General features: G+C 72.3%; 22 protein-coding genes. 12 read left to right on the top strand and 10 right to left on the bottom strand.

What is annotated here, in order from left to right:
- Nucleotides 1–156 precede the first annotated feature (156 nt).
- The gene (gene trhA / locus ACZ7LY_RS05280) at nt 157–840 is read left to right on the top strand and encodes a PAQR family membrane homeostasis protein TrhA (protein WP_471623168.1); all 684 of its coding nucleotides are present in this window, start codon (nt 157–159) and stop codon (nt 838–840) included.
- 684 nt (nt 841–1,524) lie between these two features.
- Here trhA and ACZ7LY_RS05275 read toward each other — a convergent pair.
- Nucleotides 1,525–3,537 (bottom strand): thioredoxin domain-containing protein, encoded by a 2,013-nt coding sequence (locus tag ACZ7LY_RS05275; RefSeq protein WP_471623167.1) that lies wholly within the window; start codon nt 3,535–3,537, stop codon nt 1,525–1,527.
- A 92-nt stretch (nt 3,538–3,629) separates the two neighbouring features.
- Here ACZ7LY_RS05275 and ACZ7LY_RS05270 point away from each other — a divergent pair, with 92 nt between their 5' ends.
- Together ACZ7LY_RS05270 and ACZ7LY_RS05265 are read left to right on the top strand one after the other, a co-directional pair.
- The gene (locus ACZ7LY_RS05270) at nt 3,630–3,902 is read left to right on the top strand and encodes a hypothetical protein (RefSeq protein ID WP_471623166.1); all 273 of its coding nucleotides are present in this window, start codon (nt 3,630–3,632) and stop codon (nt 3,900–3,902) included.
- Nucleotides 3,899–4,306 (top strand): type II toxin-antitoxin system VapC family toxin, encoded by a 408-nt coding sequence (locus tag ACZ7LY_RS05265; RefSeq protein ID WP_471623165.1) that lies wholly within the window; start codon nt 3,899–3,901, stop codon nt 4,304–4,306. The genes ACZ7LY_RS05270 and ACZ7LY_RS05265 overlap by 4 nt, the downstream gene beginning before the upstream one ends.
- A 133-nt stretch (nt 4,307–4,439) precedes the next feature.
- On the opposite strand, the gene ACZ7LY_RS05260 is transcribed toward ACZ7LY_RS05265, so the two are convergent.
- On the bottom strand, nt 4,440–5,315 hold the full coding sequence (locus ACZ7LY_RS05260) for an SDR family oxidoreductase (protein ID WP_471623164.1): 876 nt from the start codon (nt 5,313–5,315) through the stop codon (nt 4,440–4,442).
- Between the two features lie 314 nt (nt 5,316–5,629).
- On the opposite strand from ACZ7LY_RS05260, the gene ACZ7LY_RS05255 reads away from it, so the two are divergent.
- Both ACZ7LY_RS05255 and ACZ7LY_RS05250 read left to right on the top strand, forming a co-directional pair.
- Complete coding sequence (locus ACZ7LY_RS05255; RefSeq protein WP_471623163.1) at nt 5,630–6,646, top strand: alpha/beta hydrolase; 1,017 nt, start codon at nt 5,630–5,632, stop codon at nt 6,644–6,646.
- A gap of 170 nt (nt 6,647–6,816) precedes the next feature.
- A complete protein-coding gene (locus ACZ7LY_RS05250) occupies nt 6,817–10,056 on the top strand; it encodes a tetratricopeptide repeat protein (protein WP_471623162.1) in 3,240 nt (1,079 codons plus the stop codon).
- A gap of 263 nt (nt 10,057–10,319) precedes the next feature.
- Here the strand turns inward: ACZ7LY_RS05250 and ACZ7LY_RS05245 are convergent, their stop codons facing one another.
- Together ACZ7LY_RS05245 and mca are read right to left on the bottom strand one after the other, a co-directional pair.
- On the bottom strand, nt 10,320–10,574 hold the full coding sequence (locus ACZ7LY_RS05245) for a hypothetical protein (protein ID WP_471623161.1): 255 nt from the start codon (nt 10,572–10,574) through the stop codon (nt 10,320–10,322).
- Nucleotides 10,567–11,448 carry a mycothiol conjugate amidase Mca gene (gene mca, locus ACZ7LY_RS05240; RefSeq protein WP_471623160.1) on the bottom strand — a complete coding sequence of 294 codons (882 nt, stop codon included), beginning with the start codon at nt 11,446–11,448 and terminating at the stop codon, nt 10,567–10,569. Before mca ends, ACZ7LY_RS05245 begins: the two co-directional genes overlap by 8 nt.
- Nucleotides 11,449–11,635: 187 nt before the next feature.
- Here mca and ACZ7LY_RS05235 point away from each other — a divergent pair, with 187 nt between their 5' ends.
- The 3 genes from ACZ7LY_RS05235 (at nt 11,636) to ACZ7LY_RS05225 (ending at nt 13,557) form a co-directional block, all read left to right on the top strand.
- Entirely contained in the window at nt 11,636–12,037 is a 402-nt protein-coding gene (locus ACZ7LY_RS05235; RefSeq protein ID WP_471623159.1) for a DUF4307 domain-containing protein, read from the top strand.
- A gap of 209 nt (nt 12,038–12,246) precedes the next feature.
- Complete coding sequence (greA, locus tag ACZ7LY_RS05230) at nt 12,247–12,747, top strand: transcription elongation factor GreA (protein ID WP_471623158.1); 501 nt, start codon at nt 12,247–12,249, stop codon at nt 12,745–12,747.
- Nucleotides 12,748–12,948: 201 nt separating this feature from the next.
- Nucleotides 12,949–13,557, top strand: coding sequence for a TetR/AcrR family transcriptional regulator (locus ACZ7LY_RS05225; RefSeq protein WP_471623157.1), 609 nt, complete (start codon nt 12,949–12,951; stop codon nt 13,555–13,557).
- A gap of 35 nt (nt 13,558–13,592) precedes the next feature.
- Here the strand turns inward: ACZ7LY_RS05225 and ACZ7LY_RS05220 are convergent, their stop codons facing one another.
- The 3 genes from ACZ7LY_RS05220 to ilvA form a co-directional block, all read right to left on the bottom strand.
- Nucleotides 13,593–14,447, bottom strand: coding sequence for an ABC transporter permease (locus tag ACZ7LY_RS05220; protein WP_471623156.1), 855 nt, complete (start codon nt 14,445–14,447; stop codon nt 13,593–13,595).
- Nucleotides 14,444–15,415 carry an ATP-binding cassette domain-containing protein gene (locus ACZ7LY_RS05215; protein WP_471623155.1) on the bottom strand — a complete coding sequence of 324 codons (972 nt, stop codon included), beginning with the start codon at nt 15,413–15,415 and terminating at the stop codon, nt 14,444–14,446. Before ACZ7LY_RS05215 ends, ACZ7LY_RS05220 begins: the two co-directional genes overlap by 4 nt.
- A 382-nt stretch (nt 15,416–15,797) precedes the next feature.
- Complete coding sequence (ilvA, locus tag ACZ7LY_RS05210; protein WP_471623154.1) at nt 15,798–17,027, bottom strand: threonine ammonia-lyase; 1,230 nt, start codon at nt 17,025–17,027, stop codon at nt 15,798–15,800.
- 188 nt (nt 17,028–17,215) lie between these two features.
- Here ilvA and ACZ7LY_RS05205 point away from each other — a divergent pair, with 188 nt between their 5' ends.
- The 3 genes from ACZ7LY_RS05205 (at nt 17,216) to ACZ7LY_RS05195 (ending at nt 18,588) form a co-directional block, all read left to right on the top strand.
- Nucleotides 17,216–17,704: a MarR family winged helix-turn-helix transcriptional regulator gene (locus ACZ7LY_RS05205; protein WP_471623494.1), complete on the top strand. Its 489-nt coding sequence runs from the start codon at nt 17,216–17,218 to the stop codon at nt 17,702–17,704.
- A gap of 106 nt (nt 17,705–17,810) precedes the next feature.
- Nucleotides 17,811–18,296: a sigma factor-like helix-turn-helix DNA-binding protein gene (locus tag ACZ7LY_RS05200; RefSeq protein ID WP_471623153.1), complete on the top strand. Its 486-nt coding sequence runs from the start codon at nt 17,811–17,813 to the stop codon at nt 18,294–18,296.
- 37 nt (nt 18,297–18,333) lie between these two features.
- A complete protein-coding gene (locus tag ACZ7LY_RS05195) occupies nt 18,334–18,588 on the top strand; it encodes a hypothetical protein (RefSeq protein WP_471623152.1) in 255 nt (84 codons plus the stop codon).
- A gap of 84 nt (nt 18,589–18,672) precedes the next feature.
- Here the strand turns inward: ACZ7LY_RS05195 and ACZ7LY_RS05190 are convergent, their stop codons facing one another.
- Complete coding sequence (locus tag ACZ7LY_RS05190; RefSeq protein ID WP_471623151.1) at nt 18,673–19,845, bottom strand: cystathionine gamma-synthase; 1,173 nt, start codon at nt 19,843–19,845, stop codon at nt 18,673–18,675.
- A 65-nt stretch (nt 19,846–19,910) separates the two neighbouring features.
- Between ACZ7LY_RS05190 and ACZ7LY_RS05185 the strand changes: the two genes are divergently transcribed.
- Entirely contained in the window at nt 19,911–21,002 is a 1,092-nt protein-coding gene (locus tag ACZ7LY_RS05185) for a hypothetical protein (RefSeq protein WP_471623150.1), read from the top strand.
- A 373-nt stretch (nt 21,003–21,375) separates the two neighbouring features.
- Here ACZ7LY_RS05185 and ACZ7LY_RS05180 read toward each other — a convergent pair whose 3' ends face one another.
- Both ACZ7LY_RS05180 and ACZ7LY_RS05175 read right to left on the bottom strand, forming a co-directional pair.
- Nucleotides 21,376–21,720, bottom strand: a complete 345-nt coding sequence (locus tag ACZ7LY_RS05180) for a DUF1330 domain-containing protein (protein ID WP_471623149.1) — start codon at nt 21,718–21,720, stop codon at nt 21,376–21,378.
- A gap of 134 nt (nt 21,721–21,854) precedes the next feature.
- Nucleotides 21,855–22,907 carry an NAD(P)-dependent alcohol dehydrogenase gene (locus ACZ7LY_RS05175; protein ID WP_471623148.1) on the bottom strand — a complete coding sequence of 351 codons (1,053 nt, stop codon included), beginning with the start codon at nt 22,905–22,907 and terminating at the stop codon, nt 21,855–21,857.
- Nucleotides 22,908–22,983 lie beyond the last annotated feature (76 nt).

Raw genomic sequence — 22,983 nt, 5'->3', positions numbered from 1 at the left:
ACTGAGACTCAGTGGGCGCTCATCCGGTGCCGACCGCACTCATTTGATCATCCGACCGTTTCGCCCATATGTCCAGGGGGCCTCACACTTGAGCGACGTGAGCATCACCACTCGGCCATATCCGTTACCTACGGTTCCGTAGATACGATGCAAGGCATGAGCGTGTCCGCGAAGCAGCCCGAAGTCCCCGTCGCCGAACCGTCCTTGCTGAAGCCACGCCTGCGCGGCTGGCTGCACGCCGGCATGTTCCCCGCGGTCCTCGTCTCGGGCCTCTTCCTGACGGCCCTCGCGGACTCCACGCGCGGGCGTGTCGCGTGCGGCATCTACGTCCTGACCGCCTGCCTCCTGTTCGGCGTGAGCGCCCTGTACCACCGGGGGAACTGGGGGCCGCGCGCCGGAGGCGTCCTGCGCCGCCTCGACCACGCGAACATCTTCCTGATCATCGCCGGTACGTACACGCCGCTGACGATGCTGTTGCTGCCCGGGGCGAAGGGGCAGTGGCTCCTGTGGGGCATCTGGGCCGCCGCCGCGGCCGGCATCATCTTCCGCGTCTTCTGGGTCGGCGCCCCGCGCTGGCTCTACACGCCCTGCTACATCGCCATGGGCTGGGCCGCGGTCTTCTTCCTGCCGGACTTCATGCACCGGGGCGGGGTCGCGGTGCTCGTCCTCGTCGTCGTGGGCGGCCTGCTCTACAGCGCGGGCGGGATCATCTACGGCATCAAGCGGCCCAATCCGTCCCCGCGGTGGTTCGGCTTCCACGAGGTGTTCCACTCCCTGACGCTGGCGGCGTTCGTCGTCCACTACGTGGGGATCTCGCTGGTCGCCTACCAACACGGCTAGGCCTCGGGCCCCGGGTGCGGTGATCTGGGCTGCGGTTTCTTCATCTGACGGCAAGCTGTAGCCACTCGCGCAGTTCCCCGCGCCCCTGGGTGAGTGGGTGGCTCCGGCCGGTGGAGATCCTCGACTTTCGTCGTGGCTGATCGCGCAGTTCCCCGCGCCCCTAGACAGGTGGGTGGCTCTGCCGGTGGGTCCCTCGACTCTCGTCGTGGCTGATCGCGCAGTTCCCCGCGCCCCTAGACAGGTGGGTGGCTCTGCCGGTGGGTTCCCTCGACTCTCGTCGTGGCTGAGCGCGCAGTTCCCCGCGCCCCTAGGCAGGTGGGTGGCTCTGCCGGTGGGTCCCTCGACTCTCGTCGTGGTTGCTCGCGCAGTTCCCCGCGCCCCTGGAGGGGCGACTGCGTCGCACCCTCCCCCCTGGGGAGCTGGGGCGGAGCCCCGCTTCCCCAAGGGGAAGCTGCACGAAGTGCATGCTTCAGGGGCGCGGGGAACTGCGCGAGAAGCCCCACCGGCCCGCAGACAACCACACACGGTAGTGCCCCGATAGGGGCGCGGGGAACTGCGCGAACGGTCACCGCAAGCGGCCTCCGCCGGAGAACTCCTCAGGGGCGCGGGGAACTGCGCAGGACGGTCACCTCAAGGGGCCTGAGCCGGAGGACTGCCGCCGCCCGGCGAAAGGGACCGTCACTTTCAACCCCCGCCCCGCAAAACCTTGCGCAACCGCTCCGCCCCCACAACCGGCGCTTCACAAACAAACTGCCGACACACATACGCCGCCTCGGCCCCCTGAACCCGCCCCCGCCCCTCAAGCAACGGAAGCTCATCCCCGGCCGCGACAACCGCCCCCACCAGCGCCCCGCACAACGCCGCATGATGCAACCGCCCCCCGACCTCCCCGGCGACGGCGATCTCCCGGGGCCCGTCGAGCAGCGCCTCGGCGACAGCGAGCCCGTTACCGATGAACCGCGGCGCCCGCGGCCCCAGCGCCCGCACCACCCCGAGCCCCCGCTCGGCCGCGTACCGATGCGCCTCGGACCCGGTGTGCGCGGCGTACGAGAGCAACGCCCCCGCCGCGGCCGTCCACCCGGAGGGCACCGCGTTGTCCGTGGGGTCCTGGGGCCGCCGGATCAGCCGCTCCGCGTCGACGGCGGTGTCGTACATCGCCCCGGACTCCCCGTCGACGAACCGGTCGAGCACATGGTCGAGAAGGAACCCGGCGAACTCCAGCCAGACCCCCTCCCCCGTCACGGACGCCAGCGTGAGGAACCCCTCGGCGACATCCGCGTAGTCCTCAAGGACCCCGTCGTTCTCGCCGGCCTGCCCGTCCTTGCTCGTACGGGTGAGCCGCGCGTGCGGATCCATGTGCAGCCGTACGAGGAGGTCACCGGCGGCGACGGCCGCGTCCACGAGGTCCTGCCGGCCGAAGAACGCGCCGGTCTCGGCGAGCGCGGCGATGGCCAGCCCGTTCCACGCGGCGACGACCTTGTCGTCCCGCCCGGGCGCGGGCCGCGCGTCCCGTGCCGCGCGCAGCCGCTCCCGTACGGAGGCGATCTGCTCGGCGTCGAAGACGCCTTCCCCGTCGGAGAGTTGGAGGACGGAGGCGCCCTCCTCGAAGGTGCCTTCCTCGGTGACCTGGAAGTACCGCGCGGCGACCTCCGCATCCCGCTCCCCAAGCACCTCGGTCAACTGCGCGGGCGTCCATACGTAGTAGGCGCCCTCGACCTGCTTCCCGGTCACCGGGTCCGCGCTGTCGGCGTCGAGCGCGGACGCGAACCCGCCCTCGTTCGTGCGCAGTTCACGGACCATGAAGTCGGCGGTCTCCAGGGCGACCCGCTTGGCCAGTTCACTGCCGGTGGAGCGCCACAGGTGCGCGTAGACGCGGCACAGCAGGGCGTTGTCGTAGAGCATCCGCTCGAAGTGCGGGACGGTGAACTCGCGGTCCACGGAGTACCGGGCGAACCCGCCGCCGAGCTGGTCGTAGATCCCGCCGCGCGCCATCCGCTCACACGTGTCGACGGCCATCTGGAGCGCGCCCTCGGCCCCCGTACGGGCATGGTGGCGCAGCAGGAACTCGATGACCATGGACGGCGGGAACTTGGGCGCCCCGCCGAACCCGCCGTACGTCGCGTCGTACTCCCGCGTCAGCCCGAGCAGCGCCTGCGCCAGCTCCTGCTCCCCGGGCACCCGCGTGTCCCCGTACGGGAGTTCGCGCGCCGCGAGATCGGCGGTGATCTTCCCGGCGACCTCGGCGACCTCGCCGCGCCGCCCGCTCCACGCGTCCCGCACCCCGCCGAGCACCTGCGTGAACGACGGCATGCCGTGGCGCGGCTCGGGCGGGAAGTACGTACCGAAGTAGAACGGCTCGGCGTCCGGCGTCAGGAACACCGTCATCGGCCACCCGCCGTGCCCGGTCGCCGCCTGCACGGCCTCCATATAGACGGCGTCCACATCGGGCCGCTCCTCGCGGTCCACCTTGATGTTCACGAAGTGCTCGTTCATGAGGGCGGCGGTCGCCTCGTCCTCGAACGACTCGTGCGCCATCACATGGCACCAGTGGCAGGCCGAGTACCCCACGGAGAGCAGCACCGGCACATCCCGCCGCCGCGCCTCCGCGAAGGCCTCATCCCCCCAGGGCCACCAGTCGACGGGGTTGTCCGCGTGCTGAAGCAGATAAGGCGAGGTCACACCAGCCAGCCGGTTCATACACCCCAGCCTCTCACAGCCCCCCGCCCACCCCTCGGATCCGATGCCTCAGACCTTCTCGCTGTAATAAATGTTGTCCTACACTTTGGGGCATGAAGCCGAACCGAGCCGGGACCACCGAGAACATCTCCGTCTCCATGCCCGCGGAGCTGGTCAGCGAGCTGCGCTCCCGGACCGGGCGTCGCGGGCTGTCCGGCTACATCACCGAAGCCGTCAGGCATCAGCTCGCCATGGACGGACTCGCCGAGATCGTGGCGTCCCACGAGGAAGAGCACGGCGCGCTCACCGAGCAGGAGATCGAAGCCGCACGCCGAGAACTGTTCGGGGAAGCGAACGCAGGGGACGGCGAGCGGGGCGCCGCGTGAAGGAGCAACCGGCCGGCTCGCTGGTGCTCGATTCCGAGGCGCTCTCCCTGCTCCTGCGCAACGACCGCGGTATGGCGGCGCGTATCGAGGCATCCCGGCAGGCCGGCGTACTCGTCCTCGTGTCCGCGCTGACCATCGTGGAAGCCGTACACGGGAAGACCGATCTGGCGCGCTTGAAGTGGGTGCTCTCCCGGCTGCGGGTGGAACCCGTCAGTCAGGAGGATTCCCTCACCGCGGTAGCGCTGCTTCAGGACGCGGGCGGGCTGCACGGACACAAGTACGCCATCGACGCCCTGGTCGCCGCGCTCGCTCTCCGGGTCCCGGCCCCCGTGATCGTTCTGACGTCCGACCGTGACGACTGGTCGAAGCTCTGCGGGAAGCGCGTGGCCATCAGGGACGTGTGAACTCCGTCCCCAGCCGGCGTGACCTCGCGTCGCGTCGGGTCGTCGGCCTGCGGCTCCTGCCGGTGAACTCGCGCGGCCAGCAGGGCTCCAGCGTCCTGGAAGGCGACCTGCCTCCAGGGCATACGGGGACGCGTCACGCGTTGACCGGGTCGCCGCCTGCCGCGAGGACGCGGGCCGCCTGGTCCGGGCCGTGGCGGTCGTCGAAGTTCTCGAAGGTGTGGCGGATCTCGTCGTGCAGGCGTGTGACCAGTGGCTCGAAGTCGCGGTGGGTGACGATGAGGAACTGGCGGTCGCGCATCGCCTCGACGACCTGTTCGCCGACGCGGTCGGGGTCGGCGCCCTGGGAGAGCATCGCGTCGTTGGCGGCGACGAGGTCGGCGCGTACCGGGCGCCCCAGGAGCTTCGCCTCGCCCTCGGCGGCGGTGGTCGTGATGCGGGTGGCGACCGTGCCCGGGGTGAGGAGGGAGACGGAGACGTCCGTGCCCTTGAGGTCCTCGCGCAGCGCCAGGGAGAAGCCGACGCAGGCGAACTTCGACGTGACGTACGCGGCGACGTTCGCCATGGGGAGGAGGCCCGCCATGGACGCCGTGTTCACGATGTGCGCCCGGCCGCCGCGCGCCGTGAAGCGGGGCAGGAAGGCCGCCGTGCCGAGGTAGGGGCCGTCCGTGTTGATCGACTGCACCCAGCGCCAGACCTCGACGGGCGTCTGCTCGACGGTGCCGCCGCCGTTGACCCCGGCGTTGTTGCACAGGACGGAGATCGGGCCGAGGGCCGCTTCGGCGCGGTCGGCGGCGGCCTCCCAGCTCGCGGCGTCGCTCACGTCGAGGCGTACGGGGATCACCGTGCCGCCCGCAGCGGTGAGTTCGGCGGCGACGGCCGCGAGGCGCTGCTCGTCGATGTCGGCGAGGGCCACCTTCGCGCCGGCGGCGACGAGGGCCCGGCTGACGCCGAGGCCGATGCCGGAGGCCGCTCCGGTGACGAACGCCGCTTGCCCTGCTGGCCAGTTCATAGCCGTTTCCTTCCGCGTCGGCGCCGCACCGTCGCGGCGCGCTGCCCCCACCGTGCGCCCGCGCCACGCGCCGCAGAACCGCCGCGCGTGGCGGAAAACGGGCCCCTGCCCCGCCGTTCACGCGCCCCGCGCCGCCGCGTCCCGGGCGTGCCGCGCGATCGGCGGGGCACGTGGGGTGGGCGTGCCCTTCCTGGCGGGTACCGCCGGGGCGGTCCGCGCCGGAGCATGGGGCCCGCGCCGCCTGCCCCGCACCGGAGCAGGGGGCCGTCCCAGCCGTTCCGCGCCTGTCCCGGCGCCCAGAAGAGGGAGTCAGCATGCGGCAGAGCCGTGTCGTACGTCCGCCGTTCGACCCGGAGGTCGAGCCCGTCCTGGCCGCCGCCGATGCCGGGGCACCGGCCCTGACCTCGCTGGACGGTGTGCGGGACCTGCGCGCGGCGGCGCTGCCGACGCTCGCGGAGGCGCAGGTGAAGGAGGCCGGGGTGAGCGTCCGCGAGGTCACCGTCCCCGGCCATGAGGGCGCCGCGCTGACCGCCACCGTGCTCACCCGTACGGACCGCCCCGGCGCGGAATCCGGCGGCCGCCCCGGCGCGGGCACCGGGACCCGCCCCGGGATCTACCACGTGCACGGCGGCGGGATGGTCGCCGGTCAACGCATGGTCGGCGCCGCGCAGTTCGTGCCGTGGATCGTGGAGCACGACGCCGTCGCGGTGAGCGTGGAGTACCGGCTCGCCCCCGAGTTCCCCGACCCGTACCCCGTCGAGGACTGCTACGCGGGGCTCGTGTGGATGGCCGCGCACGCCGAGGAGTTGGGCTTCGACCCGGCCCGGCTGCTCATCGCGGGCGCCAGCGCGGGCGGCGGCCTCGCGGCGGGCACCGCCCTGCTGGCCCGGGACCGCGGCGGCCCCCCGCTGCTCGGCCAGATGCTGATCTGCCCGATGCTCGACGACCGCGACGCGACACCGTCCAGCGCCCAGTACGAGGACGCCGGGACCTGGGTGCGGGCGAGCAACCGCGTGGGCTGGAGCGCGCTGCTCGGCGAACGGCGCGGCACCGACGACGTGTCCCCGTACGCCGCTCCCGCCCGCGCCACCGAACTCGCGGGCCTGCCACCGGCGTTCATCGACTGCGGGTCGGCCGAGGTGTTCCGGGACGAGGACGTCGCGTACGCCACCGCGCTGTGGGCGGCGGGCGTGCAGACCGAACTGCATGTGTGGCCGGGCGGGTTCCACGGGTTCGACATGCTCGCGCCGGACGCGGCGATCTCCCGGGCGGCCCGCGAGGCGCGCGAGGCGTGGGTACGCCGGCTGCTCGGCGCCGCCCGCCAGCCATAGCGGGCCCCCGGCGTCCGGCACGCGCGGGGCACCGGCAATCCCCCGCAGGCACCCCCCCTTCCGCACGCATCACGGTCACCGGCGGCGCTCTGATCGTCGGCCCCCTCGCGTCCGCACCCCGTACGCAGGACACTTGACCCTTCACTGTCGCCACCGGAGGGGGACCGAAGATGCGAGACAGCCATCGGGCGGAGGCCGAGCGGCTGTTGGCCCGGGCCGTGGAGGAGGAGGTGCGGCGTTCCGGCGGCCGTACCGACGGCGGGGTGCTGCTGACGCGGGCGCGCGCCGCGCTCGACTCCATGGAGCGCACGGCCGCCGAGGAGTACGCGGCGTACACCCGGGCGCTGGACGAGGCGGCGGCCGGCCAGATGTCGTTCGGGGAGCGCTTCGCCGAGGAACGCGGCTCAACTCCCCTGATGGTGGCCGGAGTCGGTGCTGTCACCGCCGCCGTCGCGGACCTGGCGCTGGGCGCGGGGACGGGGGTCGCGGTGGGCGCGGGCGCCGCCGTCGCCGTGCTCGGCGCCGCCGCGACGGTGGCGAAGGTGACGGCCGCGCATCTGCCGGCGGCGAGCCGCAGCGCGGGCGCCCGCAACCAGCCGGGCGGGCCCGAGCAGTTGCGGCTCCAGTGGCTGACGGCCCTGGAGGTGCGGGGCATCCGGCCGTTCCTCGATCAGCAGCGGGTCCTCGCGGCCAGCACCGGGCCGGTGAAGAAGAGCACGGCGCCGCAGCTTCGGCGTACGGACAAGAGCGCGGCGGCACGCAGGCGCAGCGTCCTTGAGCAGTCGTTCGGTCAACTCCCCGTGCCGCAGGGCCCGTTCGCGGGGCGGCGGGCGGCGCTCTCCCGGATCGCGCAGTGGGTGCACGCGGCGCGGGCCAGCACCGAGACCCGTCCCACGGTGGTCGTGCTGCACGGCGAGCCGGGCTCGGGGCGTACGACGCTGGCGGTGCGGGCGGCGCACGAGGTCCGCGACCAGTTCCGCGGGGCCTGTGTGGTGGATCTGCGCGGCGACCGTGGTGACGCGCCCGCGCTGTCCACGCGGGACGCGCTGCTGCATCTGCTGAACCGGCTCGGCGCCCCGCGCGAGCAACTGCTGTTCCGGGAGCGGGCCTCGCAGGATCAGCAGGTCAAGCGGTTGAGCGAGCTGTACCACCAGCATCTGACGGGCCTGCCGGTGACCATCGTCCTGGACGACGCGGAGGACGCGCTCCAGGTGCGCACGCTGATCCCGGAGCGCTCCGACAGCCTCGTCGTCGTCACGTCGCGCTCGCCGCTTGAGCTGCCGGACGACACTCCGGCGTGGGTGCACCATCTACCGGTCGAGGCGCTGGACGCGGCGGGCGCGGAGGAGCTGCTGCGCGAGACCGCGCAGGACACGAGCGGCCCGTACGATGCCGAAGCGTCCGACGAGATAAGGGAGTTGTGCGGCGGGCTGCCGCTCGCGCTGCGCATCGCGGGCTCGGCGATCGGGCCGCGCACCCCGCGCAGGCTGGCGACGGACCTGGCCGCGTACGGGCCCGTGGAGCCGGTGGAGCGGGCGCTGTGGCTGCGCTACACCGACCAGTCCGAGCAGGGCCGCCGGCTGCTGCGCCGGCTCGCGCTCGCCGGGCGCGCCTCGCTCGGCGCCTCCGCGGCGGCGGCGCTGCTCGCCACGGACGAGCCGGAGGCGGGCCGACATCTCGCGGCGCTGTCCCGGGCGGGCCTGGTCGACCAGGTGCGCGGCAGCCGCTACCGGCTGCACGATCTCGTACGGGCGTTCGCGCAGGCCAGGCTCGCCGACGAGGAGGAGCCCGCCGAGCGGACGGCCGCGCAGGAGCGCCTGATCCAGAACTACGCGGACCTCGCGGACTCGGTGATCCGACTGGTCGACGGCAACATGTCGACGCGGGCCGGGCAGATGGGCCCGCACGGCTTCACGTCGCTGGACGCGGCGCTGCGCTGGCTGGACGACGAGTCGAGCTTCATCACGGCGGCGCTGCGGCACGCGGAGGGCGTCAACCAGGACGCGGTGCTAGGGCTGCTCGGCGCGCTGTGCGACTACTGCCTGCTGCGCGGGGACCTCTACCGCCTCGGCGAGATCAGCGAGTTGACGCAGGCCATCGACCAGGGGCTGCTCGTGCGGTCCGTGCAGTGGCGTACGGGTATCGCGGCGCGGCAGCTCGGCGAGCTGGACAAGGCGCGTACGACGCTGTCGTCGGTGGTGGATCTCTACCGCGAGGCCCATCATCAGGCGGGCGAGGCGCGGGCGCTGTGCTCACTCGGCATCACCTTGCACCACCAGGGCCAACTGACGGAAGCCCGCGCGAAGTTGACGGAGGCGCTGGAACTCCAGACGACGCCGGAGACGCGCGGCGACCGGGGCTGGACGCTGCACGCGCTGGCCGCCGTCGAACGGGACCGCGCCCAAGTGGGGACCTCTCTCGACCTGTTGACGGACGCGCTGGCGCTGCACCGGGAGAGCGAGTCACTGCACGGGGAGGCGTGGGCGCACTTCCAGCTCGGCCAGTTGCGCCTGCGGATGGGCGATGTGCCGCGCGCGGAGGCCGAGTTGGGGGCAGCGCTCGATCTGTACGGGCGTACCCGTGACGGGCGTGGCGAGGCGTGGGCGCTGACCCAGATGGCCCGGGCGCGGCTGGTGGGCGGGGACGCGTCGGCGGCGGCCGACGGGCTGCGTCAGGCGGCGGCCCGGCACCGGGACAACGAGGACGCGCGCGGCGAGGCGTGGACGTACTACTACCTCGGGCAGGCGCTGGAGGAGACGGGCGATCTCGATCAGGCGGTCCGGGAGCTTGAGCGTTCCCGCACGATGTTCTCCCGGATGCGGGACGTGTACGGGCTCGCGTGCGCCCGGCACCACTCGGCGCGGGTCACGCGCGACCAACGGGCCGCGCAGACAGGGTCGTTGCGCAACTCCGGGTTCGCGCGGCAGCTCCTCGTGGACGCGCGCGCGGACTTCCAGCGGATCGGCGTCGCGCACGGCGAGGCGTGGACGTGCCTGGAGCTGGCGGTCGTCGACGCGGGCAACGCGCGCCCCGCGCAGGCGGTGACGCTGTGCGAGGAGGCGGCCGCCCTGTTCGCGTCGTACGGGGACGTGCGCGGCGGGGAGTGGGCGACGTTCCTGCGCTGCACGCTGCTGCCGTACGCGTCGCCGGGCGGGTCCGAGGTCGGGGCGGCGGTGGCGCAGGAGGAACTGGCGCGGCTCGCCCGCACCACGAACCCGACGCGCGACGGCAAGCTGGAGGACTACGTGGAGGCGTACGGGCTGCTGCTGGAGCGGGGCGTGGACCTGGACGCGGGCTGGCAGGCATGGCGCCTCGGCATGGTCCCCGACCGCCACGCCCGCGACGTAATGGGCGTCCCGGCACCGGCCCCGGACCGCCGGGGACGGGGGGCGCTGAGGCCAGCCCCGTAAGGGGCGCGGGGAACTGCGCGAGAAGCCCCACCGGGGCTGCACTGAACGCACAACATCAACGCACCCGGCGCTGGGGTGCCGCCTTGCCCACCCGTGCCGCCCCAGGCGGCAGACTGCCCAAGGCGGCGGGGGCGGGCGGCGCCCAGAAGGCACCGGCGCCCCGCGCGGAGAGCACCGGCGCGCGTGCAGCGCACCGGCGCACCCCAGGGGCACCGGCCCGCACGGTAGTGCCGTACGTCACCGGGGCCCCGGAGCGGCGTGGGTCAGTTCTTGGGGTCGGCGCCCGCGGCGACCGGGGTGTCGGAGTCGGCGTTCTCGGCGGACGCGCCGGACTTCTCCTTGAAGTCGACCTTGCCCATGTGCCGGTTCATGGACTTCATCAGGCCCCAGACCGCCAGGGCCATCACCGCGAAGACGATGAAGCCGAGAACACCCGGAGTCACCTTGTTCTCGTCGACCTCCTTGGCCGCAAGAGGGACGAGATGGGTCATTGCCAGATTCGCGTTCACATCAGGCATTGTGACGGACGCCCGCGAAGAGGTCGTCCTCGGGGATCGAAGTATCGACGAGCGACTTCGCCAGCTCGTACTCCTCCGTCGGCCAGACCTCCTTCTGGAGATCCATCGGCACGCGGAACCAGCCGCCGTCGGGGTCGATCTGCGTGGCGTGCGCGATCAGCGCCTTGTCCCGGATCTCGAAGAACTCCGCGCACGGAACATGCGTGGTCAGCGTGCGCTCGACCCGCTCGATCTCGCTCCAGCGCTTGAGCCAGTCCCCGTACGGCGACTCCAGGCCGCGCTCGATCATGGCGTTGTGCAGGGCCTCGGTGCGGGGACGGTTGAAGCCCTGGTTGTAGTAGAGCTTCGAGGGCTGGAAGACCGGCCCGTACTCGGCCTCGGGGTACTTCTCCGCGTCGGCCGCACCGTCGAAGGCCACCATCGTGATCTTGTGGGTCATGATGTGGTCGGGGTGCGGGTAGCCGCCGTTCTCGTCGTACGTCGTGATGACCTGCGGACGGAACGAACGGATCTGCTTGACCAGCTCACCGGCCGCGTGATCGACGTCCTCCAGCGCGAAGCAGCCCTCGGGCAGCGGCGGCAGCGGGTCGCCCTCGGGCAGCCCCGAGTCGACGAAGCCCAGCCACTCCTGCTTGACGCCGAGGATCTCGCGCGCCTCGTCCATCTCCTTCTTGCGCACCTCGTGGATGTGCTCCTCGATGTACGAGTCGCCCTGGAGCTTGGGGTTGAGGATGGAGCCGCGCTCTCCGCCCGTGCAGGTGACGACCAGCACGTCCACCCCCTCGGACACGTACTTCGCCATGGTCGCGGCGCCCTTCGACGACTCGTCGTCGGGGTGGGCGTGAACGGCCATCAGTCGCAACTGCTCAGACAAGACAAGATCCTCTGAAGATATGGCGCCCTGAGTTCACTCGGCGCGTGTTCGATTCTGCCGTCCCTAGGGGGGCGTCGGGGTGGGGCGGCGGTCGGGTGACGGTCGGACGGCTTCTATAGTGACCGAACCGGGGGACAGAAAATTCCGGTGTCCGTGACGTGGCGGGCGACGCGAGAGGAACTGGCCGATGAGCGCCGTGCAGAAGCTGCCCGAGGGGCGGTACGGCTCGTCTCGTTCGGCCGACGCCCGCGCCGACCGCAAGCTGAAGATCGCGGGCTCCGTCCTCGCCGTCCTCTTCGCGGGGCTGCTGGTCTGGTTCGGCTGGTACTACGTCGTCGGCAACAAGTTCAGCGGCGAGGTCATCGCCTTCAAGACGTACGAGGACCGCGTCAGCATCCACCTGGAGGTCCGCAAGGACCCGGGCACCAGCGGCTACTGCACGGTCCGCTCGCAGAGCGCCGACGGCACCGAGGTCGGCCGCGCGGACTTCCGCTTCACGGAACACAAGGACCGCGTCGACAAGGTGGTCACCCTGCGCACCACCGGTCACGGAACATCGGCGGAGCTGCTCGGCTGCCACGCGGAGTGATCACACGGGCCACCCGGCCCGCCGCCGATCGCGCCACCGGGCCGCCGACCCCGAAACCGCTGGCTGACCTGCGGTGACGGAAAACTGATGCCTTATGTCCTCCCCCTTTCCCGCCTGAATTGTTAGGCTCGTGGTTTCGCCCACCAGTGAGGGAACATTCTTCTGGTAGGGCGATGCTTTGTATTCCCAGTACCTACGAGGAGCACCCTGTGACCCAGACGACCAGCGAAGACGTCACCTGGCTCACGCAGGAGGCGTACACCAAGCTCAAGGAAGAGCTGGCGTACCTGTCTGGTCCCGCGCGCGAGGAGGTGACCGCGAAGATCGCGGCCGCTCGCGAGGAGGGCGACCTGCGCGAGAACGGCGGGTACCACGCGGCCAAGGAGGAGCAGGGCAAGCAGGAGCTCCGCATCCGCCAGCTCACCCAGCTCCTGGAGAAGGCCAAGGTCGGGGAGGCCCCGGCGGACGACGGCGTGGTCGAGCCCGGCATGGTCGTGACCATCGCCTTCGACGGCGACGAGGACGACACCGTCACCTTCCTGCTGGCCTCCCGCGAGTACGCCAGCGCGGATGTCGAGACGTACTCGCCGCAGTCGCCGCTCGGTACGGGTGTCAACGGCAAGAAGGTCGGTGACGAGGCCGAGTACGAGCTGCCGAACGGCAAGATGGCCTCGGTGAAGATCCTCAAGGCCGAGCCCTACACCGGCTGACCCGCCCGCACGGCCGGTCCCCCGCTCGGACCGGCCGCCGCCGGTCCGCCCGGCAGCCGGCCACAGGTGTGGTCCGAAGGCCCCTGGAGCAGCCCGCTCCGGGGGCCTTCGGCGGTCCCGCCCGCCGCCGGCGCCGGGCCGCGTACGATCCCGGCACGGGCCCGCCGCCCGCCCCCGCACGAGGACCGGAGTGAGCAACAGGTGCGACGCAACCCCGAGCGCCGGCAGGCGCTGATCGACGCGGCCGTCGAGGTGCTGGCCCGGGAGGGCGCCCGGGGGCTCACGTTCCGCGCGGTGGACACGGAGGCGGGTGTGCCCGCGGGCACCGCGTCGAACTACTTCAGCAACCGCGACGACCTCTTCACCCAGATCGGCGGCCGGATCTACGAGCGGCTGCTGCCCGACGAGTCCGTCGTCGCCGACACCCGCTCGGGACCGCGCACCGCCGCCCGGTACGCCGAGATCATGCGGGACCTCGTGGAACGCGTCGCCGCTTTTCCCTCGGGGCATCTGGCGCTGCTGGAACTGCGCCTGGAGTCGACGCGCCGGCCCGCGCTGCGCACCGTCCTGACGGAACGCATCCGGGAGGACATCGACGCCAACGTCGCCCATCACATCGCCTCCGGGCTGCCCGGCGACCCGACCTCCGTACGGCTGCTGTATCTGGCGCTGAACTGGCTGATCCTGGAGCGGCTGACCCTGCCCGACCTGTTCACCCCCGGCGAGGTGCACGGGCTGGTGGAGGCGGCGGTGCGGCGGGCGCTGACGGTGGACCCGGCCCCGGACGGGAGTCCCGCCGCCTCCGCGTAGCACCCGCTCCCCCGCGTCCCCGGGCCCTGGCTCCGTCAGGCCGCCGCGCTGCGGTACTTGCGGACCGCCAGCGTGCGGAAGACGACGATGATGAGCAGGGACCAGATCAGCGACGCCCACACCGGGTGCTGCATGGGCCAGGCCGGCGACGGCGACACCCCGGGGTTGCCGAACAGCTCGCGGCACGCCTGGACGGTCGCGCTGAACGGGTTCCAGTCGGCGACGTGCCGCAGCCAGGGCGTCATCTTGCTGGAGTCCACGAACGCGTTCGACACGAAGGTCACCGGGAACAGCCAGATCAGGCCGCCGGACGTCGCCGCCTCCGGGGTCCGTACGGACAGGCCGATGAGCGCGCCGACCCAGGTGAACGCGTACCCGAGCAGCAGGAGCAGGCCGAACGCGCCGAGCGCCTTGGCGAAGCCCTCGTTGATCCGCCAGCCGACGAGGACGGCGACGATGGCGAGGACGAGCAGGGTCAGCGCGGTCTGCACGAGGTCGGCGATGGTGCGCCCGGTCAGGACCGCGCCGCGCGCCATGGGCAGCGAGCGGAACCGGTCGATGAGCCCCTTGTGCATGTCGTCGGCGATGCCCGCGCCTGCGCCCGCGGTGGCGAAGGTCACCGTCTGGGCGAAGATGCCGGCCATCAGGAAGTTGCGGTAGTCGACGGGGCTCGTGGAGTTGCCGACGACCATGGAGCCGCCGAACACATAGCTGAACAGCACCACGAACATGATCGGCTGGATCAGCCCGAAGATGACCATCTCGGGGATGCGGGTCATGCGGATCAGGTTGCGCTGGGCGACGACCAGCGAGTCCCGTACGGACTGGCCGAGGCCGCCGGCGGGGCGGGGGGCCAGGGTGGTGCGCGCGATGTCGGTGCCGGCGCTCATGCCCGGGCCTCCTCGTCCTGGTCGCTCTCCTCGGCGATGTGGCCGGTGAGCGAGATGAACACGTCGTCGAGGGTCGGGCGGCGCAGCCCGATGTCGTCGATCTCGATGCCGCGGGTGTCCAGCTCTCTGATGATCTCGGCGAGCAGCTTGGCGCCGCCGGTGACCGGCACGGTCATCCGGCGGGTGTGCAGGTCGACGGTGGTCTCGCCCTTGCCGGACGCGGCGAGGACGGCGCGGGCGGCGTCGATGTGCTCGCGCTCGTGCACCACGAGTTCGACGCGCTCGCCGCCGGTCTGGGCCTTGAGCTGGTCGGAGGTGCCGCGGGCGATGACGCGGCCGTGGTCGACGACGCAGATGTCGTGTGCCAGGTGGTCGGCCTCTTCGAGGTACTGCGTGGTGAGCAGCAGGGTCGTACCGCCCGCGACCAGTTCCTGGATGACCTCCCAGAGCTGTTGCCGGTTGCGCGGGTCGAGGCCGGTCGTCGGCTCGTCCATGAACATCACGGGCGGGGAGACGACGAGCGCGGCGGCGAGGTCGAGGCGGCGGCGCATGCCTCCGGAGTACGTCTTGGAGGGGCGGTCGGCGGCGTCCGCGAGATTGAACCGCTCCAGCAGTTCGCTCGCGCGGGCCTTCGCCTCCTTGGCCCGCATCTGGTAGAGCCGACCGACCATCTGGAGGTTCTCGCGGCCGGTCAGATACTCGTCGACGGCGGCGAACTGGCCGGACAGTCCGATGGAGCGGCGCACCTCGTTCGGCTGTTTGAGCACGTCGAGGCCGGCGACGGTCGCGGTGCCGCTGTCGGGTGTGAGCAGCGTCGTGAGGCAGCGCACGGCGGTGGTCTTGCCCGCCCCGTTCGGCCCGAGCAGGCCGAGGACGGTGCCCTCCGGGACGTCGAGGTCGACGCCGTCCAGCGCCCTGACGTCCCCGAATGTCTTGACGAGCCCTTCGGCGTGGATGGCGCCTGGCATGTCGATCCCCCCTGGTGCGGGTGGCCACGGACCTGGTTGGCCCACGTGGAGAAAGTGTAGGTATGCCGGGTTTGAGGCGCCCATCGAAGCCCCGAGCCGCCCGTCCCCCGTGACGTGACTCACACGCTAACGCGATGTATCGCGTCTCCACAACGGATTTACGGAAGATGCCACTCTTCCGTGTCCCCACGCCCCGCCGCCAGCCTTTTCCCCGCGCCCCGCCGAGCGGCCCGTGTCCCCACGCCCCGCCGAGCGGCCCGCACCCCGCCGCCCGGCCCGCACCTCCGCGCCCCGCCGCCGGTCAGCGGGACAACCGGTCAGCCAGCCAGCCAGCCAGCCAGCCAGCCAGCCGGCCAGCAGCCAGGGGGCCAAGAGCCAGGCGTCAGCCGATGACCGTGTAGCCCGCCTCGCGCAGCGCCTCACGGACCTCGTCGCAGTGCACCGGCCCCTTGGTCTCCAGGTGCAGCTCCACCTCGGCCTCCGTCAGCCCGAGCCGCGGGTCGGTGCGTACGTGACCGACGTCCAGGACGTTGGCGTCGGCCACCGACAGCACCCCGAGCAGCGTCGCCAGCGCCCCCGGGCGGTCCGTCAGCCGCAGCCGCAGCGACAGATAGCGGCCCGCCGACGCCATGCCGTGGGTGAGGACGCGCTGCATCAGGAGCGGATCGACGTTGCCGCCGGACAGCAGCGCCACGACCGGCCCCTCGAACTGCTCCGGCGCGCTCAGCAGCGCCGCCACCGGGCTCGCCCCGGCCGGCTCGACCACCAGCTTGGCCCGCTCCAGGCAGAGCAGGAGGGCGCTGGACAGGGCCGCCTCCGACACCGTACGGACCTCGTCGACCAGGTCCGCGACCAGCCGGAACGGCACGTCTCCCGGGCGCCCGACCTTGATCCCGTCGGCCATCGTGGAGGGCCGCTCGACGGAGACCGGGCGGCCCGCCGCGAGCGAGGGCGGATACGCCGCCGCGCCCTCCGCCTGCACGCCGATGATCTTGACGTCGGGGCGCAGCGCCTTGACGGCGACCGCGATACCGGCCGCGAGACCGCCGCCGCCCACGCCGAGGACGATCGTGCGCACCTCGGGGCACTGCTCCAGCATCTCCAGGCCGAGCGTGCCCTGACCGGCGACGATGTCGGGGTGGTCGAACGGGTGGATGAACACCGCGCCGGTCTCCTCGGCGTACTCCTGCGCGGCGGCCAGCGTCTCGTCGACGACCTGGCCGTGCAGGCGGACCTCGGCGCCGTAGTCGCGGGTCGCGGCGACCTTCGGCAGCGGCGCGCCGACCGGCATGAACACCGTGGAGCGCACGCCGAGCAGCGAGGACGCGAGGGCGACGCCCTGCGCGTGGTTGCCGGCACTGGCCGCGACGACACCGGCGGCCCGCTCCTCCGGCAGCAGGCCCGCGATGCGCACGTACGCGCCGCGCAGCTTGAACGAGCCGGTCCGCTGGAGGTTCTCGCACTTGAGGTGGACGGGGGTGCCGAGCAGCTGGGAGAGGTGGTGGCTGTGCGCCATCGCCGTCACCCGCGACACCCCGGACAGCATCTTCTGGGCGCCGCGCACGTCGTCGAGGGTGACGGCCGGCAAAGAGTCGGACGCGCTGTAGCTCATGACTGAAGTCTCGCAGCTCACGGCGTGCGTGACCCGCCACGTCCACGGTGCAGGACGGGATTACGCACGGTCGGTACGGTCGGCGCGTTCGCCGCGTACCCTGTGGGCCAATCTGGTAGTTCAGTGCAATCCTCCACCCACCCCACGCATGAAGTGAGCCCCCGGCCATGCCCACACCACAAGAAGCGATGGACATGTCGACCGCCGGCGAACCCGGCCTCCTCGAAACCCTCCAGCACGAGGTGGCGGTCTTCGCCCGTCGCGCCGAACAGACCCGGCTGGGCGGCGTCGGGCAGGTGCGCAACTCGATGGACCGCGCCGCCTATCTGCTGCTCAACCGGCTGGACAAGGAAGGCCCGATGGGCGTCAAGGCGCTCGCGTCCAGCATGGGGATCGACTCCTCGACCGTCACCCGCCAGGTCGCTCCCCTGGTCGACACCGGCCTGGTGAAGCGGACCTCGCACCCCGAGGACGGGCGCGCGGTCGTGCTCCAGCTCTCCCCGCGCGGCCTGACCCGCCTGGACGAGGTGCGCTCCTCGCGCCGGGAGCTGATGGCGCAGCTCACGCAGGACTGGGAGCCGCAGGAGCGCGAGCAGTTCTGCACGCTCCTGACCCGCTTCAACTCCGCCCTCTCGGCACGTCAGTCGGGCCACGCGGCACCCGCGTCCGACGCCTGATCCCCGTACGGACGCCCACGCGTGCGCGTACGCGCGTGGGCGGACCCGGTGAGCGGGCTCGCTCCCGCCTCTTGACCGGGGGGCCGCGCCGGGCCTCATATGAAGCGTGCGCGAACGGCAGGCGTCGAGGAATGCCCGCCGGGCCCGGGAGTTCGAGGCGTTCGTCGCGGGCGCGGCAGGGCGGCTGCTGCATGCCGCGACGCTGCTCACGGCGGAGACCGCGACGGACAACCCGAGGGCCCGCGGGCTGCTGACGGCCGCCCTGGCACGGACGTACGCCTGCTGGGACCGGCTGCGCGGCGAGGACCCGTACAACAGGGCGCGTACCGAGCTTGCGTTGCGCTACGCGCGCGGGGCGTGGTCCCGGCACCGGGGCGCGGGCGGGCCGCTCGGGCATCTGACCCGGCAGGAGCGGCTGATCCTCGTGCTGCGGCTGTTCGAGGGCGTCGGCGAGGAGCAGGTCGCGGCGCTGCTCGGACTGCCCGCCGAACGGGTGCGGGCGTTGCACGCGCGCGCTGTCGCGCTGGTGCTGCACCCCCCGCGCGCCCCCGGGCCCGCGACGCCCGTACGCGGGACGGCGGCCTCCGCGTGAGCCGCGCCGCCGGCAGGAGACCTCGGGAGGCCGCCGGATGAGTTTTCAGGAGCGCCAGGAGGCCGCTGTGCGGGCCGTTCTGGACGCGATGGCACCGCCGGCCGTCCCGGCGGGGTTCGCGGCCGAGGCGATGCGCAGGGGCTCACGCGCGCTGCGCCGCCGCCGGATCGCGCGGCGCGTCGCCTGGTGCGTGCTGCTGTGCGCGCTCGTGGCGTTCACCGTGTGGGCGGTGCTGGTCCGCCCGTGGGCGCCGCCGCCGTCCACGACGACCCCGCCGATGACGGGCTGGTGAGCCCGCGCGGCCCAGCCGATGACGGGCTGGTGAGCCCGCGCGACCCGGCCGGCCTGCCGGTGCCGGGCCACGCGGGGCGGGCCGCTACTTGGCGTCCAGGGCCTGCTGGAGGTCGGCCAGCAGGTCGTCGGCGGACTCGATGCCCACGGACAGGCGCACGAGGTCGGCGGGGACTTCGAGGGCCGAACCGGCGACCGAGGCGTGCGTCATACGGCCCGGGTGCTCGATCAGGGACTCGACGCCGCCGAGGGACTCACCGAGCGTGAACAGCTTCGCCCGGTCGCAGACGGCGACGGCCGCCTCCTCGCCGCCCTCGACCTGGAAGGAGACCATGCCGCCGAACGCCTTCATCTGCTTCGCGGCGATCTCGTGGCCCGGGTGGTCGGGCAGGCCCGGGTAGAGGACCTTCGTGACGCGCGGGTGGCGGCTGAGCATCTCCACGACGCGGCCCGCGTTCTCGCTGTGCCGGTCCATGCGCACGGGCAGCGTCTTGATGCCGCGCAGCACCAGCCAGGAGTCGAACGGGCCGGCCACCGCGCCCATCGCGTTCTGGTGGTACGCCAGTTCCTCGCCGAGCGCGTCGTCGCTGACCACGAGCGCGCCGCCGACCACGTCGGAGTGGCCGCCCATGTACTTCGTCATGGAGTGCACGACGACGTCCGCGCCGAGCGCGAGGGGCTGCTGGAGGTAGGGGCTGGCGAACGTGTTGTCGACGACGAGACGGACGCCCGCGTCCCGCGCGATCTGCGCGACGGCGGCGATGTCGGTGATGCCGAGCAGCGGGTTCGAGGGGGTCTCGACCCAGATCGCCTTGGTGGCCGGGGTCAGCGCGGCCCGCACCGACGCCGGGTCGCTGGTGTCGGCGACCGACCACTCGACGCCCCAGCGCGAGACGACCTTGGCGAACAGCCGGAACGTGCCGCCATAGGCGTCGTTCGGGATGACGACGTGGTCGCCGGGGCTCAGCAGCGTGCGCAGCAGGCAGTCCTCGGCGGCGAGACCGGACGCGAAGGCGAGCCCGCGCCGGCCGCCTTCGAGGGCGGCGAGGTTCTCTTCGAGTGCGGTACGGGTCGGGTTGGCGCTGCGGCTGTACTCGTAGCCGCCGCGCAGCCCGCCCACGCCGTCCTGCTTGTACGTGGAGACCTGGTAGATCGGGGGGACGACGGCGCCGGTGACGGGGTCGGCCGTGTTGCCGGCGTGGATGGCGGTCGTCTCGAAACCGCGGGCGCTGCCGCCGGGGGTGTGCGTGTCGCTCATGGCCCCGAGCGTAGGCGCTCCGCCGCCCCCGTACGTCCCGCTTCGGGCTCGGTTAGCGTGGGGTCATGGGAATTATCTGGGGGCTCATGGCCGTGCTGATGATCGCCTGGGTGGTGATGCTGCGCCGCCGGGGCGGGATCCGGCAGGTCGCCCCCGGCTCGCCGGACGCCGCGGATCCGGCCGAGTACGGCTTCGTACGGCAGGAGGACCTGGACGTGCGGCTGCCGGGCCCCGACCAGGACCTGCTCGACGTGATGGCGGTCGTGCAGCGTAATCAGGACTTCACGGCGGCGTCACAGTTGCTGGCCGGCACCGGCAAGGAGACCGAGGCGCGCTGGGAGCGGGTGCAGGCCGTCGCGGGCGCCGCCGCGCTGGAGGCGCAGCGCACGCCCCGGCTCGGCGCGGGGTGGCTGCAGGCCTGGCGGGCGCAGCAGCCGAAGGACGCGGGCGGGGCGCAGGTGTTCGCGGAGTTCCTGGTGCAGCAGGCGTGGCGCGGCGGGGGCACGCCCGACGAGCAGCGGATCGTGCTCGAAGAGGCGCGGGACGCGTGTGAGCAGGCGGCCCTGCTCGCGCCGGGCGATCCGGTGCCGCACATCACGCATCTGGCGGTGGCGCGCGGGCTCGGCTACTCGCGCGAGGAGTTCGAGCAGGTGTGGCTGAAGATCCTGGACACGGCGCCGGGGCACATGGGGGCGCATCTCGCGGGCCTGCGCTACTGGACGGAGAAGTGGCACGGCTCGCGCGAGGAGGCGTTCTCGTTCGCTGAGGCGGCGGCCGCGCGGGCGCCGCGCGGGTCGCTGTTGCCGGCGTTGCCGCTGTTCGCGCTGTACGAGCATCTGCCCGACGTGAACCTCGTGCGCGGGTTCTACGAGAGTGAGGTCGTCGGCAAGGCGTTGCAGGGGGCGTTGTTCGCGGTCGGCGCGGCGCGGCCCGACGATCCCATGCTCGCGCATGTGCGGCATCTGCTGGTGTTCTTCCTCGTGCGGGCGGAGCGGTGGCGCGAGGCGATGGAGCAGCTTGTGCATGTCGATGGGCACATCGGGGCGATTCCCTGGACCTCGGAGGAGGATCCTGCGGCTGCGTATGCGGTGTATCGGGCGTTGGCCGTCGCCGGGTTCGAGGCGAATGGGGGCAGCCCGGCGTCACTTTCTCATTGAGGGGTTTGGGGGTGCGGGGCGCGTCCGATTGAGCCTGAGTCCGAGCGGGCCCGAGTTCGTGAGCGCGGGGCGCTGACCTTTTTGCGCAGTTCCCCGCGCCCCTGAGGGAGTCGGCCCCAGCGCCAAACTTCCAGCCCCTCCGGCGATTGAGGAGCGGGGGCTGGGGCAGGGCCCCAGAGTGCCGGATGCGTCGTGGCTGGTCGCGCAGTTCCCCGCGCCCCTGAGGGAGTTGGCCTGAGCGCCAACTTCCAGCCCCTCCGGCGCTTGAGGAGCGGGGCCTGGGGCAGCGCCCCAGAGTGCCGGGTGCGTCGTGGCTGAGCGCGCAGTTCCCCGCGCCCCTGAGGGAGTTGGCCTCAGCGTCGGCTCCCGGCCCCTAGCGGCGCGCCGCGCGGAGGGTCGCTGCTGTGCGAGCCGCGTCGTACGTGGGTGGGACCCCGTCCAGGAGGAGTGTTTCGCCGGGGATGTGACGAGTGCGCAGAGGCAGGATCTCCTGATAGACCGCGGACGCGTACCACGCTCGGGCCCGCTCCATGTCGGGGAACTCGACGAGCACGATGTCACCGAGCGGCTCACCCTCCAGCCATTCCCCCTGCTTCGCATGCGAGAGGAACCGCCCGCCGAACGGCCCGAACGTGGACTGGACACGCTCGATGTACTCGATGACCTCGGGGTGCAGTGGAGCGGTGGGGCGCAGCACGGCGATGGCGTAGGCGGTCATGGTCGAGCCCTCCTCGGTCCCGGCGCCCGGTGGCGCGGCTGATGCGCACCATCCTGGCCGGACCCGGGGAGGGCGTCGATTACCTCCGAGGTCATACAGGCCCGGTCATACCGGCCCCGGAACCCCGCTCCGGGTCAGATCGTCGCCGTGTCGATCACGAACCGGTAGCGGACGTCCGACGCGAGGACCCGCTCGTACGCCTCGTTGACCTGGCTCGCCTCGATCAGCTCGATCTCGGCGCCGAGCCCGTGCTCCGCGCAGAAGTCCAGCATTTCCTGCGTCTCGGCGATGCCGCCGATCATGGACCCGGCGAGCGTCTTGTTGCCGCCGATGAGCGAGAACAGGTTGAGGGCGATCGGCTCCTCGGGGGCGCCGACGTTGACCAGCGCGCCGCCCGTCTTGAGCAGGCCGAGGTAGCCGCCGAAGTCCAGCGGCGCGGAGACCGTGGACAGGATGAGGTCGAAGCTGCCCGCGAGGTCGGTGAAGGTCCGCGGGTCGCTGGTCGCGTGGTAGTGGGCGGCGCCCAGCTTGAGGCCGTCGTCCTTCTTGCGCAGCGACTGCGACAGGACGGTCACCTCGGCGCCGAGCGCGTGCGCGATCTTGACGGCCATGTGCCCGAGGCCGCCGAGCCCGACGACGGCGACCTTCTTGCCGGGGCCCGCGCCCCAGTGCTTGAGCGGGGAGTACGTGGTGATGCCGGCGCACAGCAGCGGCGCGGCCACGTCCAGGGAGAGCCCGTCGGGGATGCGCAGCGCGTACCGCTCGTCGACGACGATCTTCTGCGCGTAGCCGCCCTGGTTCGGGGTGCCGTCGCGGCCGATGGCGTTGTACGTCGAGCCGGAGCCGTAGCCGCTGTCGGTGCAGTGCTGCTCCAGGCCGGCCCGGCAGTTGTCGCACTGGCGGCAGGAGTCGACGAGGCAGCCGACGCCGACGCGGTCCCCGACCTGGTACGCGGTGACCTCGTCGCCGACCTCGCTGACGATGCCGGCGATCTCGTGGCCCGGGACCATCGGGAAGATCGCCTCGCCCCAGCCTTCGCGGGCCTGGTGGATGTCGCTGTGGCAGATGCCCGCGAACTTGATGTCGATCATGATGTCGTGCGCGCCGAGCGTCCGGCGCTCGATGGTGGTGCGCTCCAGCGGGGCCTTGGCGCTGGGCGCTGCGTATGCGGCAACAGTCGTGGTCATGGCTCCAGCGTGCCGTCTCGCGCGAGGTTTACCCAGGTCAACGCTTTGCGTACGACCAGTGGTCCTACTACTGACG

Source organism: Streptomyces sp. NPDC107550 (assembly GCF_055639095.1).
Note: the sequence above shows the minus strand (reverse complement) of the source record. Positions and strands in the feature narration are given on the sequence as shown.

Bases quoted from the DNA above. Each gene is read 5' to 3' on its own strand.
- ACZ7LY_RS05205 (WP_471623494.1), top strand. From the start codon at position 17,216: ATGGACATGTCGACCGCCGGCGAACCCGGCCTCCTCGAAACCCTCCAG.
- ACZ7LY_RS05180 (WP_471623149.1), bottom strand. From the start codon at position 21,720: ATGACCGCCTACGCCATCGCCGTGCTGCGCCCCACCGCTCCACTGCAC.
- ACZ7LY_RS05260 (WP_471623164.1), bottom strand. From the start codon at position 5,315: ATGAACTGGCCAGCAGGGCAAGCGGCGTTCGTCACCGGAGCGGCCTCC.
- ACZ7LY_RS05245 (WP_471623161.1), bottom strand. From the start codon at position 10,574: ATGCCTGATGTGAACGCGAATCTGGCAATGACCCATCTCGTCCCTCTT.
- ACZ7LY_RS05175 (WP_471623148.1), bottom strand. From the start codon at position 22,907: ATGACCACGACTGTTGCCGCATACGCAGCGCCCAGCGCCAAGGCCCCG.
- ilvA (WP_471623154.1), bottom strand. From the start codon at position 17,027: ATGAGCTACAGCGCGTCCGACTCTTTGCCGGCCGTCACCCTCGACGAC.
- ACZ7LY_RS05220 (WP_471623156.1), bottom strand. From the start codon at position 14,447: ATGAGCGCCGGCACCGACATCGCGCGCACCACCCTGGCCCCCCGCCCC.
- ACZ7LY_RS05185 (WP_471623150.1), top strand. From the start codon at position 19,911: ATGGGAATTATCTGGGGGCTCATGGCCGTGCTGATGATCGCCTGGGTG.
- ACZ7LY_RS05275 (WP_471623167.1), bottom strand. From the start codon at position 3,537: ATGAACCGGCTGGCTGGTGTGACCTCGCCTTATCTGCTTCAGCACGCG.
- ACZ7LY_RS05215 (WP_471623155.1), bottom strand. From the start codon at position 15,415: ATGCCAGGCGCCATCCACGCCGAAGGGCTCGTCAAGACATTCGGGGAC.
- ACZ7LY_RS05190 (WP_471623151.1), bottom strand. From the start codon at position 19,845: ATGAGCGACACGCACACCCCCGGCGGCAGCGCCCGCGGTTTCGAGACG.
- trhA (WP_471623168.1), top strand. From the start codon at position 157: ATGAGCGTGTCCGCGAAGCAGCCCGAAGTCCCCGTCGCCGAACCGTCC.
- ACZ7LY_RS05195 (WP_471623152.1), top strand. From the start codon at position 18,334: ATGAGTTTTCAGGAGCGCCAGGAGGCCGCTGTGCGGGCCGTTCTGGAC.
- ACZ7LY_RS05255 (WP_471623163.1), top strand. From the start codon at position 5,630: ATGCGGCAGAGCCGTGTCGTACGTCCGCCGTTCGACCCGGAGGTCGAG.
- ACZ7LY_RS05235 (WP_471623159.1), top strand. From the start codon at position 11,636: ATGAGCGCCGTGCAGAAGCTGCCCGAGGGGCGGTACGGCTCGTCTCGT.
- ACZ7LY_RS05270 (WP_471623166.1), top strand. From the start codon at position 3,630: ATGAAGCCGAACCGAGCCGGGACCACCGAGAACATCTCCGTCTCCATG.
- ACZ7LY_RS05250 (WP_471623162.1), top strand. From the start codon at position 6,817: ATGCGAGACAGCCATCGGGCGGAGGCCGAGCGGCTGTTGGCCCGGGCC.